The organism is Lamprobacter sp. (assembly GCF_034860625.1).
Lineage (GTDB): Bacteria > Pseudomonadota > Gammaproteobacteria > Chromatiales > Chromatiaceae > Lamprobacter.
This window is the reverse complement of record NZ_JAYESN010000042.1, coordinates 1-15,099: the sequence shown is the minus strand read 5'-3', so window position 1 is coordinate 15,099 and position 15,099 is coordinate 1. Positions and strand designations below refer to the sequence as shown.

At 61.6% G+C, this 15,099-nt stretch carries 19 protein-coding genes and 1 pseudogene; 12 read left to right on the top strand and 8 right to left on the bottom strand.

Annotated elements, in window-relative coordinates:
- The first annotated feature begins 206 nt into the window (after positions 1-206).
- The 5 genes and pseudogenes from VBE63_RS12560 to VBE63_RS12540 all read left to right on the top strand — a co-directional run.
- Positions 207-1,718, top strand: coding sequence for an ATP-binding protein (locus VBE63_RS12560; protein WP_323683371.1), 1,512 nt, complete (start codon positions 207-209; stop codon positions 1,716-1,718).
- A 24-nt stretch (positions 1,719-1,742) separates the two neighbouring features.
- Complete coding sequence (locus tag VBE63_RS12555; protein WP_323683370.1) at positions 1,743-3,242, top strand: sigma-54 dependent transcriptional regulator; 1,500 nt, start codon at positions 1,743-1,745, stop codon at positions 3,240-3,242.
- Positions 3,243-3,569: 327 nt separating this feature from the next.
- Positions 3,570-4,016, top strand: coding sequence for a DUF4168 domain-containing protein (locus tag VBE63_RS12550; RefSeq protein WP_323683369.1), 447 nt, complete (start codon positions 3,570-3,572; stop codon positions 4,014-4,016).
- A 222-nt stretch (positions 4,017-4,238) separates the two neighbouring features.
- Positions 4,239-5,036, top strand: coding sequence for a BON domain-containing protein (locus VBE63_RS12545; RefSeq protein WP_323683368.1), 798 nt, complete (start codon positions 4,239-4,241; stop codon positions 5,034-5,036).
- Positions 5,037-5,297: 261 nt separating this feature from the next.
- Positions 5,298-5,778 (top strand): annotated as a pseudogene (locus tag VBE63_RS12540) (SulP family inorganic anion transporter); the annotation flags it as partial.
- 154 nt (positions 5,779-5,932) lie between these two features.
- Here the strand turns inward: VBE63_RS12540 and VBE63_RS12535 are convergent.
- Together VBE63_RS12535 and VBE63_RS12530 are read right to left on the bottom strand one after the other, a co-directional pair.
- Entirely contained in the window at positions 5,933-6,712 is a 780-nt protein-coding gene (locus VBE63_RS12535) for a hypothetical protein (RefSeq protein ID WP_323683367.1), read from the bottom strand.
- 121 nt (positions 6,713-6,833) lie between these two features.
- Positions 6,834-7,283: a DUF29 domain-containing protein gene (locus tag VBE63_RS12530; protein WP_323683366.1), complete on the bottom strand. Its 450-nt coding sequence runs from the start codon at positions 7,281-7,283 to the stop codon at positions 6,834-6,836.
- Positions 7,284-7,346: 63 nt separating this feature from the next.
- On the opposite strand from VBE63_RS12530, the gene VBE63_RS12525 reads away from it, so the two are divergent.
- Positions 7,347-7,532 carry a type II toxin-antitoxin system HicA family toxin gene (locus VBE63_RS12525; protein WP_323683365.1) on the top strand — a complete coding sequence of 62 codons (186 nt, stop codon included), beginning with the start codon at positions 7,347-7,349 and terminating at the stop codon, positions 7,530-7,532.
- A 9-nt stretch (positions 7,533-7,541) separates the two neighbouring features.
- The gene (locus VBE63_RS12520; RefSeq protein ID WP_323683364.1) at positions 7,542-7,934 is read left to right on the top strand and encodes a type II toxin-antitoxin system HicB family antitoxin; all 393 of its coding nucleotides are present in this window, start codon (positions 7,542-7,544) and stop codon (positions 7,932-7,934) included.
- An 8-nt stretch (positions 7,935-7,942) separates the two neighbouring features.
- Here the strand turns inward: VBE63_RS12520 and VBE63_RS12515 are convergent, their stop codons facing one another.
- Complete coding sequence (locus tag VBE63_RS12515) at positions 7,943-8,179, bottom strand: DUF29 domain-containing protein (RefSeq protein WP_323683363.1); 237 nt, start codon at positions 8,177-8,179, stop codon at positions 7,943-7,945.
- A gap of 25 nt (positions 8,180-8,204) precedes the next feature.
- Positions 8,205-11,432, bottom strand: a complete 3,228-nt coding sequence (locus tag VBE63_RS12510) for an Eco57I restriction-modification methylase domain-containing protein (RefSeq protein WP_323683362.1) — start codon at positions 11,430-11,432, stop codon at positions 8,205-8,207.
- Between the two features lie 120 nt (positions 11,433-11,552).
- Here VBE63_RS12510 and VBE63_RS12505 point away from each other — a divergent pair, with 120 nt between their 5' ends.
- Genes VBE63_RS12505 through VBE63_RS12485 form a run of 5 tightly spaced genes read left to right on the top strand, consistent with a single transcriptional unit; the run spans position 11,553 to position 13,072 of the window.
- Positions 11,553-11,666, top strand: a complete 114-nt coding sequence (locus VBE63_RS12505) for a type II toxin-antitoxin system HicA family toxin (RefSeq protein WP_323683361.1) — start codon at positions 11,553-11,555, stop codon at positions 11,664-11,666.
- A 9-nt stretch (positions 11,667-11,675) separates the two neighbouring features.
- On the top strand, positions 11,676-12,017 hold the full coding sequence (locus VBE63_RS12500; RefSeq protein WP_323683360.1) for a type II toxin-antitoxin system HicB family antitoxin: 342 nt from the start codon (positions 11,676-11,678) through the stop codon (positions 12,015-12,017).
- A complete protein-coding gene (locus tag VBE63_RS12495) occupies positions 12,014-12,289 on the top strand; it encodes a hypothetical protein (RefSeq protein WP_323683359.1) in 276 nt (91 codons plus the stop codon). The genes VBE63_RS12500 and VBE63_RS12495 overlap by 4 nt, the downstream gene beginning before the upstream one ends.
- The gene (locus tag VBE63_RS12490) at positions 12,289-12,735 is read left to right on the top strand and encodes a type II toxin-antitoxin system VapC family toxin (protein ID WP_323683358.1); all 447 of its coding nucleotides are present in this window, start codon (positions 12,289-12,291) and stop codon (positions 12,733-12,735) included. Before VBE63_RS12495 ends, VBE63_RS12490 begins: the two co-directional genes overlap by 1 nt.
- Positions 12,736-12,787: 52 nt before the next feature.
- Positions 12,788-13,072 (top strand): DUF433 domain-containing protein, encoded by a 285-nt coding sequence (locus tag VBE63_RS12485; RefSeq protein WP_323683357.1) that lies wholly within the window; start codon positions 12,788-12,790, stop codon positions 13,070-13,072.
- A 356-nt stretch (positions 13,073-13,428) separates the two neighbouring features.
- On the opposite strand, the gene VBE63_RS12480 is transcribed toward VBE63_RS12485, so the two are convergent.
- The 4 genes from VBE63_RS12480 to VBE63_RS12465 form a co-directional block, all read right to left on the bottom strand.
- A complete protein-coding gene (locus VBE63_RS12480) occupies positions 13,429-13,692 on the bottom strand; it encodes a DUF1640 domain-containing protein (protein ID WP_323683356.1) in 264 nt (87 codons plus the stop codon).
- Between the two features lie 114 nt (positions 13,693-13,806).
- A complete protein-coding gene (locus VBE63_RS12475) occupies positions 13,807-14,043 on the bottom strand; it encodes a hypothetical protein (protein ID WP_323683355.1) in 237 nt (78 codons plus the stop codon).
- Between the two features lie 149 nt (positions 14,044-14,192).
- Entirely contained in the window at positions 14,193-14,609 is a 417-nt protein-coding gene (locus tag VBE63_RS12470; protein ID WP_323683354.1) for a type II toxin-antitoxin system VapC family toxin, read from the bottom strand.
- Positions 14,610-14,614: 5 nt separating this feature from the next.
- Positions 14,615-14,875 (bottom strand): type II toxin-antitoxin system Phd/YefM family antitoxin, encoded by a 261-nt coding sequence (locus tag VBE63_RS12465; protein WP_323683353.1) that lies wholly within the window; start codon positions 14,873-14,875, stop codon positions 14,615-14,617.
- Positions 14,876-15,099 lie beyond the last annotated feature (224 nt).

Sequence of the window (15,099 nt, the reverse complement as noted above, 5' to 3'; positions counted from 1 at the left end):
TCGAAACTCGATAGGTCGGCTTTACCGGCTTTTCTGACGCGCTATTCTAGCCTGCCTGATCTCTGCCAAGCATTGATGTTAAGTGGAGAGTGCATCAATGCTATCAATCTGAATCCCTCGTGATCGCTCTCGTTGTCTCCCCCCACTGGTTGAATTTGCACCGGCGTTGAGGGACAGCTGGGGTTGGCCTGCGGCACAATGACCCGATGCAACGCTTAGGCTCACTACGCAATGCCGTTTTGTTGTTCGTCTTGCTGCCACTGCTCGGCATCCTCGTGGTGGTGGGCATGCTGGGCCTGCGCGAGCTCGAGGGGCAGATGACGCGGCGCTTGCAGGACGATATCGAGCTGGTGGCGCGCTCGATCCGTCTGCCGATCGCGGCCGCGATGGTGCGTGGCGATACCGATGCGGTGCAGGAAGCGCTGGATTCGGTGTTTCAGATCGATCAGGTGTTTGGCGCCTACGTCTACGACCGCGCCGGCGCGCGGGTGGCCACCAGCGGTCCGCGCAGCCCCTTGCTGGAGCGGCGTCGCGATGCGCGCGAACTCACTGCCGAAGGCACTCAGGGGAGCTTCGAGGAGCGCCGCGGCCGCGCGGTGTTCTCGTTCTTCCTGCCGCTGTTCGACGCTGCCGGCCAGGTGGTCGGGCTGCTGCAGGTGACGCGCGATCTGTCCCGCTTTCAAGACTATCTGGAACGTCTGCGCTGGCTCGGCAGCAGCGCCCTGGGTCTGCTCGCTGTGGTCTTCGTGCTGGTGGTGTTGATCGGCCATCATCGCGCGGTCGGTCGCCATGTGCGCGGACTCACCGGCGCGATGGAGCCGATCGGGACCGGCGAGTCAGGACTGCGCGTGCCAGAGCGTGGACCCGATGAATTACGCCGTCTTGGCGCCAGCATCAATGCCATGATCGCGCGCTGGGAGGCCTCTGAGCAGCGCCTGCACGATCAGCGCGCGCGTGAGGCGCAACTCGAGCGTGAACTGCGTCAATCGGAGAAGTTGGCAGCGATCGGCCGACTCGCCGCGGGCTTGGCGCATGAACTCGGCACCCCGCTCGGCAGTGTTGCCGGGCGCGCCCAGCGCGCCGCCCGTCAGTTGCCGCCGGAGGCACCGGCGCGGGGCGAGCTGACCCAGTTGCTCGCCGAACTGGGGCGTGTGGAGCGCATCGTCCGTGAGCTGCTCGATTTCGCTCGACAAGGGGTGTTGAACCGGCGCTCGGTCGAGCTGACGCCCTTGATCAAGGGTGTTGTGACGCGCTCTCGCCAGGCCGCGCCGCGCGGTGACCTGCAGGTCGAGATCGCCTTGCCCGAGCAGCTGGCCGAGCTGACACTGGATGTCGACCCGCTGCGGTTGGAGCAGGCGCTCGGCAACCTCTTGGATAATGCCCTGCAGGCGGCGACGCATCAGGTGTGGATCAGCGCCGAGCTGGCTGACGATCAGCTCTTGCTGCGGGTCGCGGATGATGGCCCTGGGGTCGCGCCCGAGGCCGTTGAACGCCTGTTTGAGCCGTTCTTTACCACCAAACCGGTCGGCCAGGGCACTGGGCTCGGGCTGGCAGTGGCCCGAGCCGCCATCGCCGAGCATGGAGGCCAGCTCTGGCTGGCCCCAGAAGCCGAGCAGGGAGCCTGCTTCTTGATCGCCTTACCGCTGTCTGGCGCTACGCGGGCGACCTTGAGTCAGCCCGAGCCTCTTGCGCCAGCGCCGCCATACCGCAGCAAATGATGAACCCAGATTCAGATTCAGATCATGTCTGCTGAACCCGTGCGTCCAGACACCCCCGCAACCGAGCGCCCACTGATCTTGGTGGTCGAGGACGATCACGGCTATCGCCAGTTATTGCTCGAGGAGCTGGAAGACGCCGGCTATGCCCTGATCGGGGTGGCCGATGCAAGTGCGGCACAAGCGGTGCTTGCCAACCAAGCGGTGGCGCTGGTGCTGAGCGATCTGCGGCTGCCAGGTGAGGACGGGCTCGCGGTGTTGCAGGCGACCCGCGCGCTGACCCCCCGACCCGGCTTCATCATGCTGACCGGCTTTGGCACCATCGACCAGGCCGTGGCGGCGCTCAAGGCGGGCGCGGATGATTTCCTCACCAAACCGGTTGACCTCGAGCATCTGCGCTTGGCGGTGGCGCGGGTGCTGGAAAACCGGCAGCTACAGGCGGAGGTGGCGCGCTACCGGCAGGTCCTCGCTGGTGGCGAGTTCCACGGCATGCTCGGCAAGAGCCCGGCGATGCGCGCGCTCTATGACCTCATCCGGCGCATCGCGCAGTCGGATAGCAGTGTCTTGATCACTGGCGAATCCGGTACCGGCAAGGAACTGGTCGCGCGGGCGCTGCATGCCGAGAGTCCGCGCGCTGCGGCGCCTTTTGTCGCGCTCAACTGTGCCGGCATCCCGGAGAGCTTGCTCGAATCCGAGCTGCTCGGCCATGCTGCCGGCGCCTTCAGTGGCGCGCGAGGCGCGCGTCAGGGGCTCTTCGTCGAAGCCCACGGCGGCACCCTGTTCCTCGACGAGATTGCCGAGATGCCGACGGCGATGCAGACCAAGCTGTTGCGGCTGCTGCAAGACGGCCGTGTGCGACCCGTCGGCGCCAATCGAGAGATCAGCACCGATGTGCGCATCGTCGCCGCCACCCATCGCGATATCGGCGCGCGCATCGCCGAGGGGCAGTTCCGCGAGGATCTGTTCTACCGCTTGGAGACCTTCCGCATCGAGGTGCCGCCGCTGCGCGATCGGGGTGATGATATTGCCGCGCTATTACAGCGTTTCTTGGAGTCGCAGACGGTAGCGCGCAAACGCCCAGCGCGGCGTTTCGCGCCCGCGGCCTGGCGCGCCTTGCTGCACTACCGCTATCCCGGCAACGTGCGTGAACTGGAGAATCTGGTCGAGCGCGCGGTGACCCTGGCGCCGGATGTGCTGATCGGTCTTGAGGATCTGCCGGAGTGCGTGCGCGCCGAGGCGAGCGCGTGCGAAGGGCTGGATCAGTCTGCAGCGGCCTTGGATTCAGCTTCGATTTCGGCTTCAGCACCAGCCTCGGGAGCTGCAACCTCGGTATCGCAAGCCTCGACACCGGGAGCTTTGGCACCGCAAGCCGATGAAGACTGGCAGACCTTGGCTGAGGTGGAGGCGCGTTACATCCGCTCGGTGCTGGATTGGACCCAGGGTAACAAGCAGCGCGCGGCCAAGATTTTAGGCATCGGGCGCAAGACCCTGTATCGCAAGCTCGATGATGAGCAGGCTGGATCGTGAGCAGTTTACCCTGAGCAGCTTACCGGGAAACAACCGCTTCATTGTCCGGGTGGCGACGTCCGGGTGGCGACGCGCAATGCCCCTTAGCGATGAGCAGGCAGGCGTTCTGAGCCAGCTCGGTGCTGAGCCGGGTCACTATGCCACGTAGCCGAATGATACATGTGTCTCTTTGACTCGCTTGGCGAGACCGCTGGCACTGGCGCTCAACCGGAGGCTTTGCTTTTAACACATTGGTTATAAAACTATAATCATCTTTTTTATCCAGGTTGGCACGGCAGGTGAAAGAGGTTGGCTGCCATTCACAACAATCTCACTTGGAGGTTTCAGATGATGATGACACGCCAACCACTGGCTCCAGCACTGGCATTCACCGCACTGCTCGCCGTGACCGGCACGGCCTGGTCTCAGTCAAACCCAGCCGGCCAAGCTCCGGCTGGTCAGCCTCCGGCTGGCCAGGGCGCAGGCGGCGCTCCGGGCGCAGATTTTCAAGCCCCACCGAGTGAGCCGATGACGGTCGACGATTCAACCGTCTCGAACTTTGCCGATGCCTTCCTGGGGGTGCAGGAGATCAGCGAGGATCTCACCGAGAAGCTGTCGAATGCACCGAGTGCCGAGGCCGCGCAGAGTCTGCAGCGCGAGGCCCAAGATGAGATGGCGCAGAAGGTTGAAGAGACCGGTATTACGGTTGAGCAGTACAACGAGATTGCCATCAGTATGCGCCGTGATCCGCAACTCGCCGAGCGGGTCAAGACCGCCGTTGATCAGGCGCGTTAATGGCCCGTCAAAAAGCTGCAGCCTATACTCGGATGCTGAAGCGCTCGGGCAAACGCCAGGCCAGTGCTTGATGAGCGCCGATTGAGCTGCAGATCCTGAGCCGTACACGCAGTGAGCCTAGCCGCCCACTGAGTGAGCGTCTCTCGAACAAGCCGCCGGCCATCCTGGTCGGCGGCTTTCTGTTTTTTTGACGATTGTTACTCGAGGAGAGAGGAGATCGATATGCATCAGGGCTTTATCGCGACCGCCTTCCTGTTTGGGGTCATCGGCCTGCCAGCGAGCGCCGAGACGGCTCTGCCTGCCGAGACCGCGGCCAAGGCGCAGGTGCTGATCAACATGAACCCACTGCTTGGCGGTTATGCCATCGACGTGCGATCAAGCGATGCCGGATTGCGTCTCGACGGCGCTGTCGCCAATGAGATCGAAGCCCATCTGGCGATGCAGCTCGCGCGGTTGATCGCTGGGGATGACGCCGAGGTTGAATCAGCGTTGGCGTTGGATGCGCCGATGCCCGAGGCCAACAGCGGCTTGATCAGCGAAGTTCAGGATCGAACCACCGCCGCCCGGTTGCAACAACGTCTGCGCTGGCAGATCAGCAATCTCCCTCTGGATGTCCAGATTGAGGTCGAGCGTGGCGTGGTGCGATTGAACGGCCAGGTCGGCACCTCGGCCACCAAGGATCGGATCGCCGCGATGGCGGAGAGTACCGAAGGTGTCAACGAGGTCTTCAATTACATCAGTGTCGATCCCAGCCTGATCGCCGAGGAGCGCGAGCAGCAAGGGCGTGCCGAGCAGTTGGAGCGAGGCGATGGCTGGATCAGCAGCCGTTTGCGGGCCTTACTGCAGTCCGATACGACGGTGAGTGACCGCGCCATCGAGATCAAGGTGAGGGGGTCCGTGGTGACACTGAGCGGCTCGGTGACTTCTGCGGCCGAGCGCAGCGTTGCCGAGACCATTGCGAGCGAGATACCCGGGGTGCGCGAGGTCGATTCGCGCCTGATCATCGAGCGGCTGTTGTGACAGGCCAGTTCTGACATGGCTGTTCTGAAACGGCCGCGCCAGCGGGACAAAAAAAACCGCCCGAGCTGAGTGCAGCGCGGGCGGTGTTTTAAAGGAGGAGTGGATGGTTCCGGGATCTAAGGTAGCAGCCTCTGCGCAGCGCGTATTTGACAATCCACAATCTGCCCCTGATGCCGGCCTGTTACTGACATCCTAGCGACGCTTCGGCCTCCGACCGCGTAGTCTCTCTATTTCAACGCTGACAACGATCGAACGCTCCCCATGGCCCTTGCACGACTCCGCAGCAGACTGACGTGGCTGTTTCCCTTCCTGGTCTGGCTGCCCAAGGTGCGTCCGGAGGATCTGCGCGCTGATCTCGTCGCCGCGCTGACCGGTGCCGTGATCGTGCTACCGCAAGGCGTGGCCTTCGTGACCATCGACCCTGAACTTCATGGTCGGCGTGCTCGAATTGGCGCGCGGGTTTGCGCGCCTCGGGGCGCTGGTCAATTTCATCTCACACTCGGTCGTGGTCGGCTTCACCGCCGGCGCGGCCTTTCTGATCGCCGCCAAGCAACTGAAGCACTTCTTCGGCTTGGAGATGGATAGTAGTGGCCACTTCCATCACATCCTGATCGAGTTCGGTCAGCATCTGATCGACATCAACCCCAGCGCCACGGCGGTCGCGGTCTCCACCTTGCTGATCGGCATCGCGGTGAAACGCTGGCTGCCGAAGCTGCCGTACATGATCGCGGCGCGCGGCGGTTATCGCAGCGGGCAGACCCTGGCGGATGAGGCCAAGCGCCGCCAACGCGAGGGCGGCGATCCATGCGATCTACCAGAAGCTCGATAAGGCGGTCTGTGCGACCTGCGAGAAGCGGATCTTTCGGGAATGCGCGGGGGCCTGAACGGCCAGCGCATCAGATGTCAGGGTTGTCGATGGCCAGCCCCGCCTGACGCAACAAGGCCCGCAGGCGGGCGTTTTCGGCCTCGGCCGCATCGGCCCGGCGCATCGCTTGCTCGGCCCGGTACCCCTCCTCCCGAGCGCTCGGAATCCGCTGACCCTGATACCAGAGCCGCACCTTGCGCCCCGGCCGCCACTGATCCGGCTCCAGCACCTCCAGCTCCAGCCCCGGCACCGCCTGACTGCGAAACCGGCGATCCGCGGGCAGTGTCGCCTCCCGATAGCGCCCGTCGTCGGCATCAAGCCAAAACCAGCGCAGCGCGCGCGGGTCCTTCAATTCCGGATAGAGCAGCCCGAATTCCGGCACGCCGTTGGTGGCATTGCGGTCGCGCATCCGCTCGCTGTCCTTGCGCTCCTTCTCCGCGCGCTCGGTGCTCACCACCTCCAGCGCCAGCCGCAGATCCGTGGCCATTGCCCGCTCCAGGTCAGGGGTGTCCGCCAGCGCGTAGTCTGGATAGAGGATGCGCTGTTGGTCGTCCTCCTGCACCCAGTACCAGATTGGGTTGTCGCTCAACACCCGCAGGCCAGTCCAGTCGGCGAGCTGATCCAGAAAGGCTCCCAGATCGCGGATCATGGCAGAGTGAGCCGGCGATTGCGCCATGTCGAATTCTTCGTCGAAATAAGGGATGCCAATCGTGGCCTCAGGCGGAAACGGCTGCCGACGCAGCCGCGCACGCGCAATCTCGGCGGGCGAGGATGGGCAAGCTTCGCGGACGGGCTGGGCAAGCGAAGACATCGGCGACTCCGGCGCGGTGGCAAAGTGGGCGGATGCGATTTGAGTCTAGGGCAGTCAGGACCGGCAGGCTAGGGGATGATCATGGGTTTTGCAGCTCGACAAAAAAGACCGCTCGTCCGCATCAGCTCGGCAGATCCTCTTCTTCGAGCAGTTGTTCGACGCTGAACGGGCAGGTCTCTGGAAAGCTGGAGGATGCAAGCCCGGTCTCGAGGATCGCTTGTTTGCGCGCGCCGGGATAACGGCTGGCGGCGAGGTCGTCGAGTCGTGGTCGAAGGCTCGGGCTATCGCGCAGGATGGCGGCGATCTCATCGCGCGCATTGGCAATGGATAAGCGCCAACTGACACCGCGATGGCTGGGCTGATGATGCCACTTGAGCAGGTACAGCATCAGGATCTTCAAGTGACTCTCTAGCGCGCGGCGGTCGCTCTTGCCCATGTCTTCGATCTCCTCGGCGACTTGCAAGAGATTGACCTGATCAAGCTGGCCTGAACGCAGTTGTCGCGCGGTTTGGACCGTCCACGCATAGAAGTCGCCATCGTATTCGGCGAGCCTGTTTGTGGGATTGGTCATTGTTGGCGGCTCCTGGAGTTACCTGCGGTTGCCTCGCCTGCTTGAGTGGTTATCATAACCACCATGAACAGCAAGCAGATCATCAAGCAACTTGAGGCGGATGGCTGGTATTTGGCGAGGGTCAAAGGTTCGCATCACCAGTTCAAACATCCCTCGAAATCAGGCTTGGTGACTGTCAAGCATCCTGATGGTGATGTTCCCGTCGGCACCTTGAACAGTATCCGTAAGCAGGCGGGTTGGAAACACTAGGAGAGTATCATGCGTTTTCCGGTGGTCTTGCATTCCGACGATGGTGTGCGCTTCGGCGTGACGGTACCCGATTTGCCTGGCTGTTTCTCTGCGGGTGACAGCTTCGACGAGGCTTTAGATGCGGTATTGGAGGCGATCGACCTGCATCTTGAAGGGCTCACCGAGGACGGGCAGGAGATTCCGATACCGGGATCGATTGCCGAGCATCGCACGCATCCCGATTTCGCCGATGGCGTCTGGGCGGTGGTCGATGTGGATGTCTCGCGCTATGAGGGCCGCGCGGAGAAGATCAATATTACTTTGCCGCGCCGCCTGCTGACGAAGATCGACGCCTATGCCAAGGCGCATGGCGCAACGCGCTCAGGCTTCCTAGCCGATGCGGCAAGGGCGGCGATGCGTTAACCTGAATCTCACGCGATACCGCGATGGCTGGGCTGATGATGCCACTTGTGCAGGTGCAGCATCAGGATCTTCAGGTGGCTCTCCAGTGCGCGGCGGTCGCTCTTGCCCATGTCTTCGATCTCCTTGGCGACCTGCGCGAGATCGACCTGATCAAGCTGGCCTGAACGCAGCTGTTGCGCGGTTTGCAGGCTCCAAGCATAGAAGTCGCCATCGTATTCGGCGAGCCGATCTGTGTGGTCAGTCATAGCTGCTCCCTGAGTACGGGCTTGATTAGAGCGTATCCGTCGCTGCTTCGAGCAGTGCGATCTCCTCGTCGGTCAGCGCGAACAGCGCATAGACGAGGCTGTCGATGCGCGCCTCGGCTTGGGCGATCTCCGCCGTCAGGCGGTTGATGTGGGCTCTGTCGCGGTTGATCCAGTCTTCCCAGTCGGAGCGTTCAGCCAGTGGAATCTCGGCCTTGAAGGCCTTCTTGATCTCGGCGCGGAAGGCGGCGAAGTCGGGCAGGGTCCACCACTCCTGGAGCTTGGTGGTCAGTTTGGGTTGTCGCTCTGGCGGGCACAGATCGGGGATGCGGCGCAGGAGCGCTTGTTGGAGGTGCAAACGCTGCTCTGCGGCTTGGCTGGCGCGTTCGGCCTGCTCAGCCAGTGCGGCTTTAATTTCCGATGACCACTCCGGGATCGGCAAGGTCTCGACGTATTGAACCCGCAACTCGTGGTAGCCACCGCGAACCGGTGGACTCATCGAGGAGAGGACAAACCAGAGGACGCGACTGTTCAGCAGCGCCAGCAAGGCGGTGTCGTCGGAGGGGATCAGATAGGACTTGTCGTTCGAGAAGGCGCCTTGAGGCTCGAACAAAAAATTGCGCGTCGCATTGAAGTGCGGATAGCTGATCTTCGGCGCGGCGAAATGCGGTGCATAGGCCTCCTGCGCCTGTTGCAGCTCGTACCAGGCCTGCTTGGTCGCACGCTGCTCCAGCTTGTCCTTGAACGGCCATAGCCAGTCGCGAATCGCCGGATAGTCGTCGATGTCGATCCGGTTCTTCGGGATGTAGATCAGCCAAAGCCCGCGCGGCTCGGCGCGCCAGCGTTTCAGATCCTTGCCTTCCAGAAAGGGTTTCAGCAGCTCGGCGGAGCGGGGGTCTTGCGCGCAGAGTCGCTCCTTGGTCGGGGTGTCGATCACGAAGGCCTTGTTGAGGCCGGTCTTGATCCCATAAAGCGGCGCGCCATAGACCTCCTTCAGCGTCTTCTTCCCGGTGCGGATCTTGTCGCGCAACTCCCGCAGCCCCGGATTCTCCAGCTCCCAGGAGCCATCACCGAGCGCCGCTTGCGGATAGGGTCCAGCAGCGGCCTCCCAACTGGCGAGGAAGTTGGTGTCTGGCAGGCTGTCCAACTTCCAGAACCGCAGCGCATGGTCGGTCGGCGCGGCGCCCTTCTTCAGGGTCAGGATCGCCGGGTAGGTGGTGACGCCCTCGAAGACTTGCAGATCGCCAAAATCGACCACCGCTTCGAGGGTCGCCTCGCGTAGCAGATAGTGGCGCAGCGGCTTGCCGGAGCCGGTCTTGAAGAAGGTGTTCGAGGAGATGAAGCCGAGTCGGCCGCCCGGTTTCAACAGTTGCAGCCCGCGCTCATAGAAATAGCAATACAGATCGGCGCGGTCGGAGACGACCTGGTAATGCTGCTCGAGATAGGGCTTGAGCTGTTTGAGCCGTTCCATGCGCACATAGGGCGGGTTGCCGAGCAGGATGTCGAAGCCGCCTTCGGCGAGGATCTCTGGAAAGGCCTGGCTCCAATCGAGGCCGCGCCCGAGATAGGCGAAGCGATCATCCCCGATCAGACTGTCGCCGACCTTGAGGTTGTCGGAGAGGCTGTCGAGCGTCTTACCGCGCCGGGCGGTCTTGATCCAGAGCGAGAGCTTGGCGATCTCGACGCTTTCGACGTTGACATCGACGCCGAACAGATTGTTGGTCAGGATCTCGCTGTCCGGGTCGAGCAGATCGTCGACGTATCCCGGCCGGCCTTCCAGCTCGGCGATCTTCTGATTGACGCGCGCCAACTCGGTCTTCATGAACTCGAAGGCCATGATCAGGAACACGCCCGAGCCGCAGGCCGGATCAAGGATGCGCAAGGTCTTGAGTCGGTCGCGATACGCCTGCCAGGCTTCCCGTTCGGCAGTCTTCCGGCGCCAGGCGATCGCGCTGTAGTCGGAGAGGTCCGTGTCTTTTTTGGCATGCGCGCGCAGGATCTCGGTGAAGATCTCGTCGAGATGCGCGCCCAAGGTTTCGGCGACGATGAAGCGCGCGATGTAGTCGGGCGTGTAGACCACGCCATCGCGTTTGCGCCGCCCGCTGGTGCCACTGGTCTTTTTTGGCCCCTGTTCCGGCTCCGGCCCCTGCTCCAGACCAGGGCCGTCTTCGCTGAGCGCCTGCGCCTGCAACTGCTCCACGTCCGTGATGGACTGCTCGAAGATATGGCCGAGCACGGTGACCGAGACTTCGGAGGCGAAGTCATACTCGCCGAGGGTCTTGAAGCCTTCGCAGAGGCTGTCGGCCAATGGAAGGTTGTCGATGGTCTCGTCGTCGGCGAACAGGCCGCCGTTATAGGGCTGGATCTTCAGCGCCTCGCTGCCTTGATCGATCGCCCGGAACAGCCCCTTGAAGTTGTCCCAGATGGGACGCGGGTTATAGGGATCGCTGGTCTCGAGCGCCTTGGCCAGGGTGTCGCTCGGTAACAGGCCGGTATCCTCGGCGAAGGCGATGAACAGCACGCGGTCGAGGATCTTCTGGGCGATGGCGATCGCGTGCAGGGGCGCGATGCTCGCGTTCGCCGCCCGCACCGCGCTGATCAACTGCAACCGCAGCGCCTTGTAGTCCTGATACAGGCTATCGGTGATGTCCTTGTCTTCGCGGCGACTCTCGTGCAGCAGCTCCAGCGTGCGCCCGGAGAGGAGATTGTCGGCGGCGAGCAGGAGGATGAAGCGGGCGTATTCCTCGGGCTCGGTGAGTCTGTCCAGTCGGAAGTGCTCAAAGGCGGCGGTGCCCTCGCCGAATCCATACAGCCGCAGCTCGACCATGTTCGAGACGATGACCCATTTCACGCCGCGCGCGTGCATCGCGTATTCCCACGCCTGTTGCACCGGGCTCTTGTTGCGGCCGGGCATGATGGCGTCGAGGTCGCGGGTCGTGGCGCCCTTCAGCTCGAAAGGCGCCAGAATCTCGGGCGTCTCGCCGCCAAAGCGGCCGAGCGCGAGATCGACGCTGCCGCGCAGGATGTTCTGTTCGGTCGCCAGGTTGTACTCGGCACCGCTGGTCGGCCCCTGGTAACCGAGCACGCCTTCGACGATCTTGGCCGCGAACTGGCCATGGAGCGCGACCTCCTTGAGGGTCTCGATGCGCCGGTCGCGGATCATCTCGGCCCAAGCTTCGAGCAGGCTGAGGTGAGCGGCTGGAATCGCTTGGGCGGTTTGGTTACGCGCGATGGTCTTGGGGTTGAAGAGGTGCAAGGGTTTCTTCCTAATCGACTTTTTAGCTGGTTCTGAAGTTTGCTGCTGTTGCCTTCTTTGCTCTAGTGGTTATCATCACCACCATGGACAGCAAGCGGATCATCAAGCAACTCGAAGCGGATGGCTGGTATTTGGCGAGGGTCAAAGGGCTTGGTGACTGTCAAACATCCTGATGGTGATGTTCCCGTCGGCACCTTGAACAGTATTCGCAAGCAGGCGGGTTGGAAACACTAGGAGAGTAAGATGCGTTTTCCGGTGGTCTTGCATTCCGACGATGGTATGCGCTTCGGCGTGACGGTACCCGATTTGCCTGGCTGTTTCTCTGCGGGTGACAGCTTTGACGAGGCTTTAGATGCGGTGTTGGAGGCGATTGATCTGCATCTTGAAGGGCTCACCGAGGACGGGCAGGAGATTCCGATACCGGGATCGATTGCCGAGCATCGCACGCATCCCGATTTCGCGGATGGCGTCTGGGGGGTGGTCGATGTGCATGGGGCAACGCGCTCAGGCTTCTTGGCCGATGCGGCAAGAGCGGCGATGTACTCGCAAGTCCAATCGGCATCTGACAGACGAAAACGGCCATGACATCTGTAACCATGATCTACGAAGATGCGCCGGCAAGCATTCCGGTACCCGATGACATGCGGAATCGCCGAGTTGAGGCTGTGTTTCGCGCTCTGGATGAAACAGTCGACGAGGATTCAGGCAAGAAGCCTGGTTCGACAACGCATCGGGAGATCACGCCCACCAACAAAGCAAGCCTTCCAAGCTTGGCTGAATTCCGCGGACGGCTGCCAAGACAGCGCATCAGCGCCGGAGAGTTTTGTCGAGCGATGCGTGATCAGGATCGGTATTGATGCATTATGTCGATACCAGTGTCCTGATCGCTTATCTGACTCCCGAGGAATTTTCAGAGCAAGCGGACCAGGCATTGCGAACAACCGCCTACCAACCACTGTTGTTGAGCGCGTGGACTGAAACTGAACTCGTTTCGGCCCTTGGCATCAAGTGCCGCACCGAACAGATCGACGAAAACGACGCCGACGCTGCCTTGGCCAAATACCAAGAGATTCGCGATCGTTTTGTTCATCTCTCAGTGATGGAGCAGGATTATCACAGTGCGGCACAACTGCTGCGTCATTGGCGACTCGGGTTGCGAGCCGGAGATGCCTTGCACCTTGCTGTTGCTCGTCGCCACGCGAGCGTCATCCTCAGCCTGGATAAGGTGCTGGTCAAAGCTGCACAGGTATTAGGCCCAGGTGCAATCAATCCGTCCAAGGAGCAACGCGCTCAGGCTTCCTAGCCGATGCGGCAAGGGCGGCGATGCGTTAACCTGAATCTCACGCGATACCGCGATGGCTAAGCTGATGATGCCACTTGAGCAGGTACAGCATCAGGATCACGATGTCGGCTGGAGTAAGAAGATGCCCGATCAGAACAACACAGCGTCTATCACAATCATTCCAGGCACCGCCGGCGGACAACCGCATATTGCAGGCCGCCGGATCAAGGTCCGCGATATCGTGTTTCAGCACGAGTACCTCGGCCGACATGCCGATGAGATCGCCAGCGAGCTTGATCTCGGCCTCGCGCAGGTGTATGCCGCCAGCCCTTTTAAGGTGCATAAAAGCAACATTTAAAATCAGCGACTTACGATTCCATGTGAATCTGCCGGTCACCGAACCACGCGATCCGTCGCAAGCACCTTGACGAAGAATCAGGGGCTTGCAGTCAGGTGAATTTCGTCACCTTAAAAGGGCTGGTGTATGCCGCTTTAGCGTACTATTTTGATCATCAGTCCGAGATCGATGGGGACATCACTGATCGGGACGCCTTCGTTGCGGCGATGCGTCAACGGACAGGGTCCTTGTTGATGCCAATGAGATGCACGGGCATATCGAGTTCATATGATCGGCGATGATTGCTTTTGCCGAGATTCCGCTTAGCTGGATCCGAACTTAGTGGCAATGCCAGCGTGGCTCCGGATGCCAACGCCTCACAGCAGCTTGACCAGCGCGGCAACGATCGCGATCGCGACGGTCATCATCCCGCCGAGCTTGATGATGAGGCGATATTCCAGCTCGCGAACCTCGGCCTTCAGGGCCAACTCCAGCGCCTGCAGATCGGTCTTGGTCGCCAGCTCGGCCTCAATGTGAGCGGCGCGAAACGCCTCGGAGATCGCCTCGGCCTGGCTCTCGGGGATGCCGGCATCCTTGAGCGTGCGGATGAATCGATGGGTGTCGAAGGTGATGGTGGTCATGCGCGGCCGTTGTCAGTCAGTGCTGACGGATAACATGGTCCGGCGGATGGTGGGTGTCAACGGCTCAGCCGCTGAGCACCGCGCCACGGTTGAAGTTGTCGATGTTCTGGCACATCAGGCGGCGTGACGCGTCGCCAGCAGCGACTCCGGCTTGAATTCCGCGCCGAGGTGCAGGTCCACCGGGGCGATGCCCGCGACCTCGCACTGTGACAGCAGGGTTGACAGCGCCTCGTAATAGCCCATCAGCCGCCCCTGCTCATAGTCCGATCCCCCGCTCACGGCTTCGGCGGAGTCCTTCAGGGACTGCGCGACCTCTTCCAGGACGACCAGCGCATCTTGTTGCTTGCTCATCGTTTCCGCTCCGCTAGGATTCTTTCTAAGATTTCAATTTGCTGCGTAAAGTTGGCGATCTCTTTCGGCCAGTACGGAAGTGGCGTGGGGGAGTTGGGGAGTGGGGGGTGGACGATTTGATTCTCAAGCCGGTCTGTGTATCCCGCCGTTCAGTCTGTTGCGCGAAACTCGAAGGGATTGAGCAACTCGACACCAAAGCTGGCGAAATCTGTGACATTGCGCGTCACCACCTTGAGTCCTTGCACCTTGGCAATAGCGGCGATCATGGCGTCTTCGTAGAGCGTGTCCGAGGTGCGGTGCATCAGCCTCGCCCAGCAACGGAATGCCGGCCCATCCATGGGCAGGAGACGATAGGAGCCACTGACCAGATCCAGCCAGGCTTCGATTTCCTTTGCTTTCTCGGCATCCTGCTCGCGGGTCAACTCAATGCCGGCCTGAATTTCGCCCAGAGTGACGGTGGCGAGATGAAGATGGGTGTCGTCAACCGATTTGAGCCAGGCGATCACAGCGCCATGTGGCCGTTGTTTGCGCAACTCAGAGACGACATTGGTATCAAGCAAGTACACAGCGCTTACTGCTCCAGCCTGGTGGCGGGTCGCCGCCGAGCCTTGCCGCGTGGGGGGACAAGCTGGTCGGTGCGGGCCGTATCAGTGAGCAGCAACTGCTTGAGTGAGGGCCGTGCGGCCACCTGAAGCCGTCGCCAATCGTCAATGGGAACCAGCACGGCGGTTTCGATCCCGCGTCGGGTCACTATCTGAGGGCCTTCGCTCACGCAAGCATCCAAGAATTCACTAAAGCGCGCTTTCGCGTCCTGAACGGGCCAACTAAGCACTGGGGTTCTCCAGATTGAAATGACTAGGCATAAGACTAGTCTATTCTCGCCCCGGACTCTGAACAACCCCGTTTTGAGAACCGATGCCGGCTTCTGGCTTGGGCATTCTCCATCGCTGATTTCCAAAAGCGGTCATCCATGGGCATCGGCTTTGTGTCTCCACCCATCCTCTGGCGTTGAGCCGATCAACCTCGATCAACCAGTGCCGCGATGCTCGGGCTAAT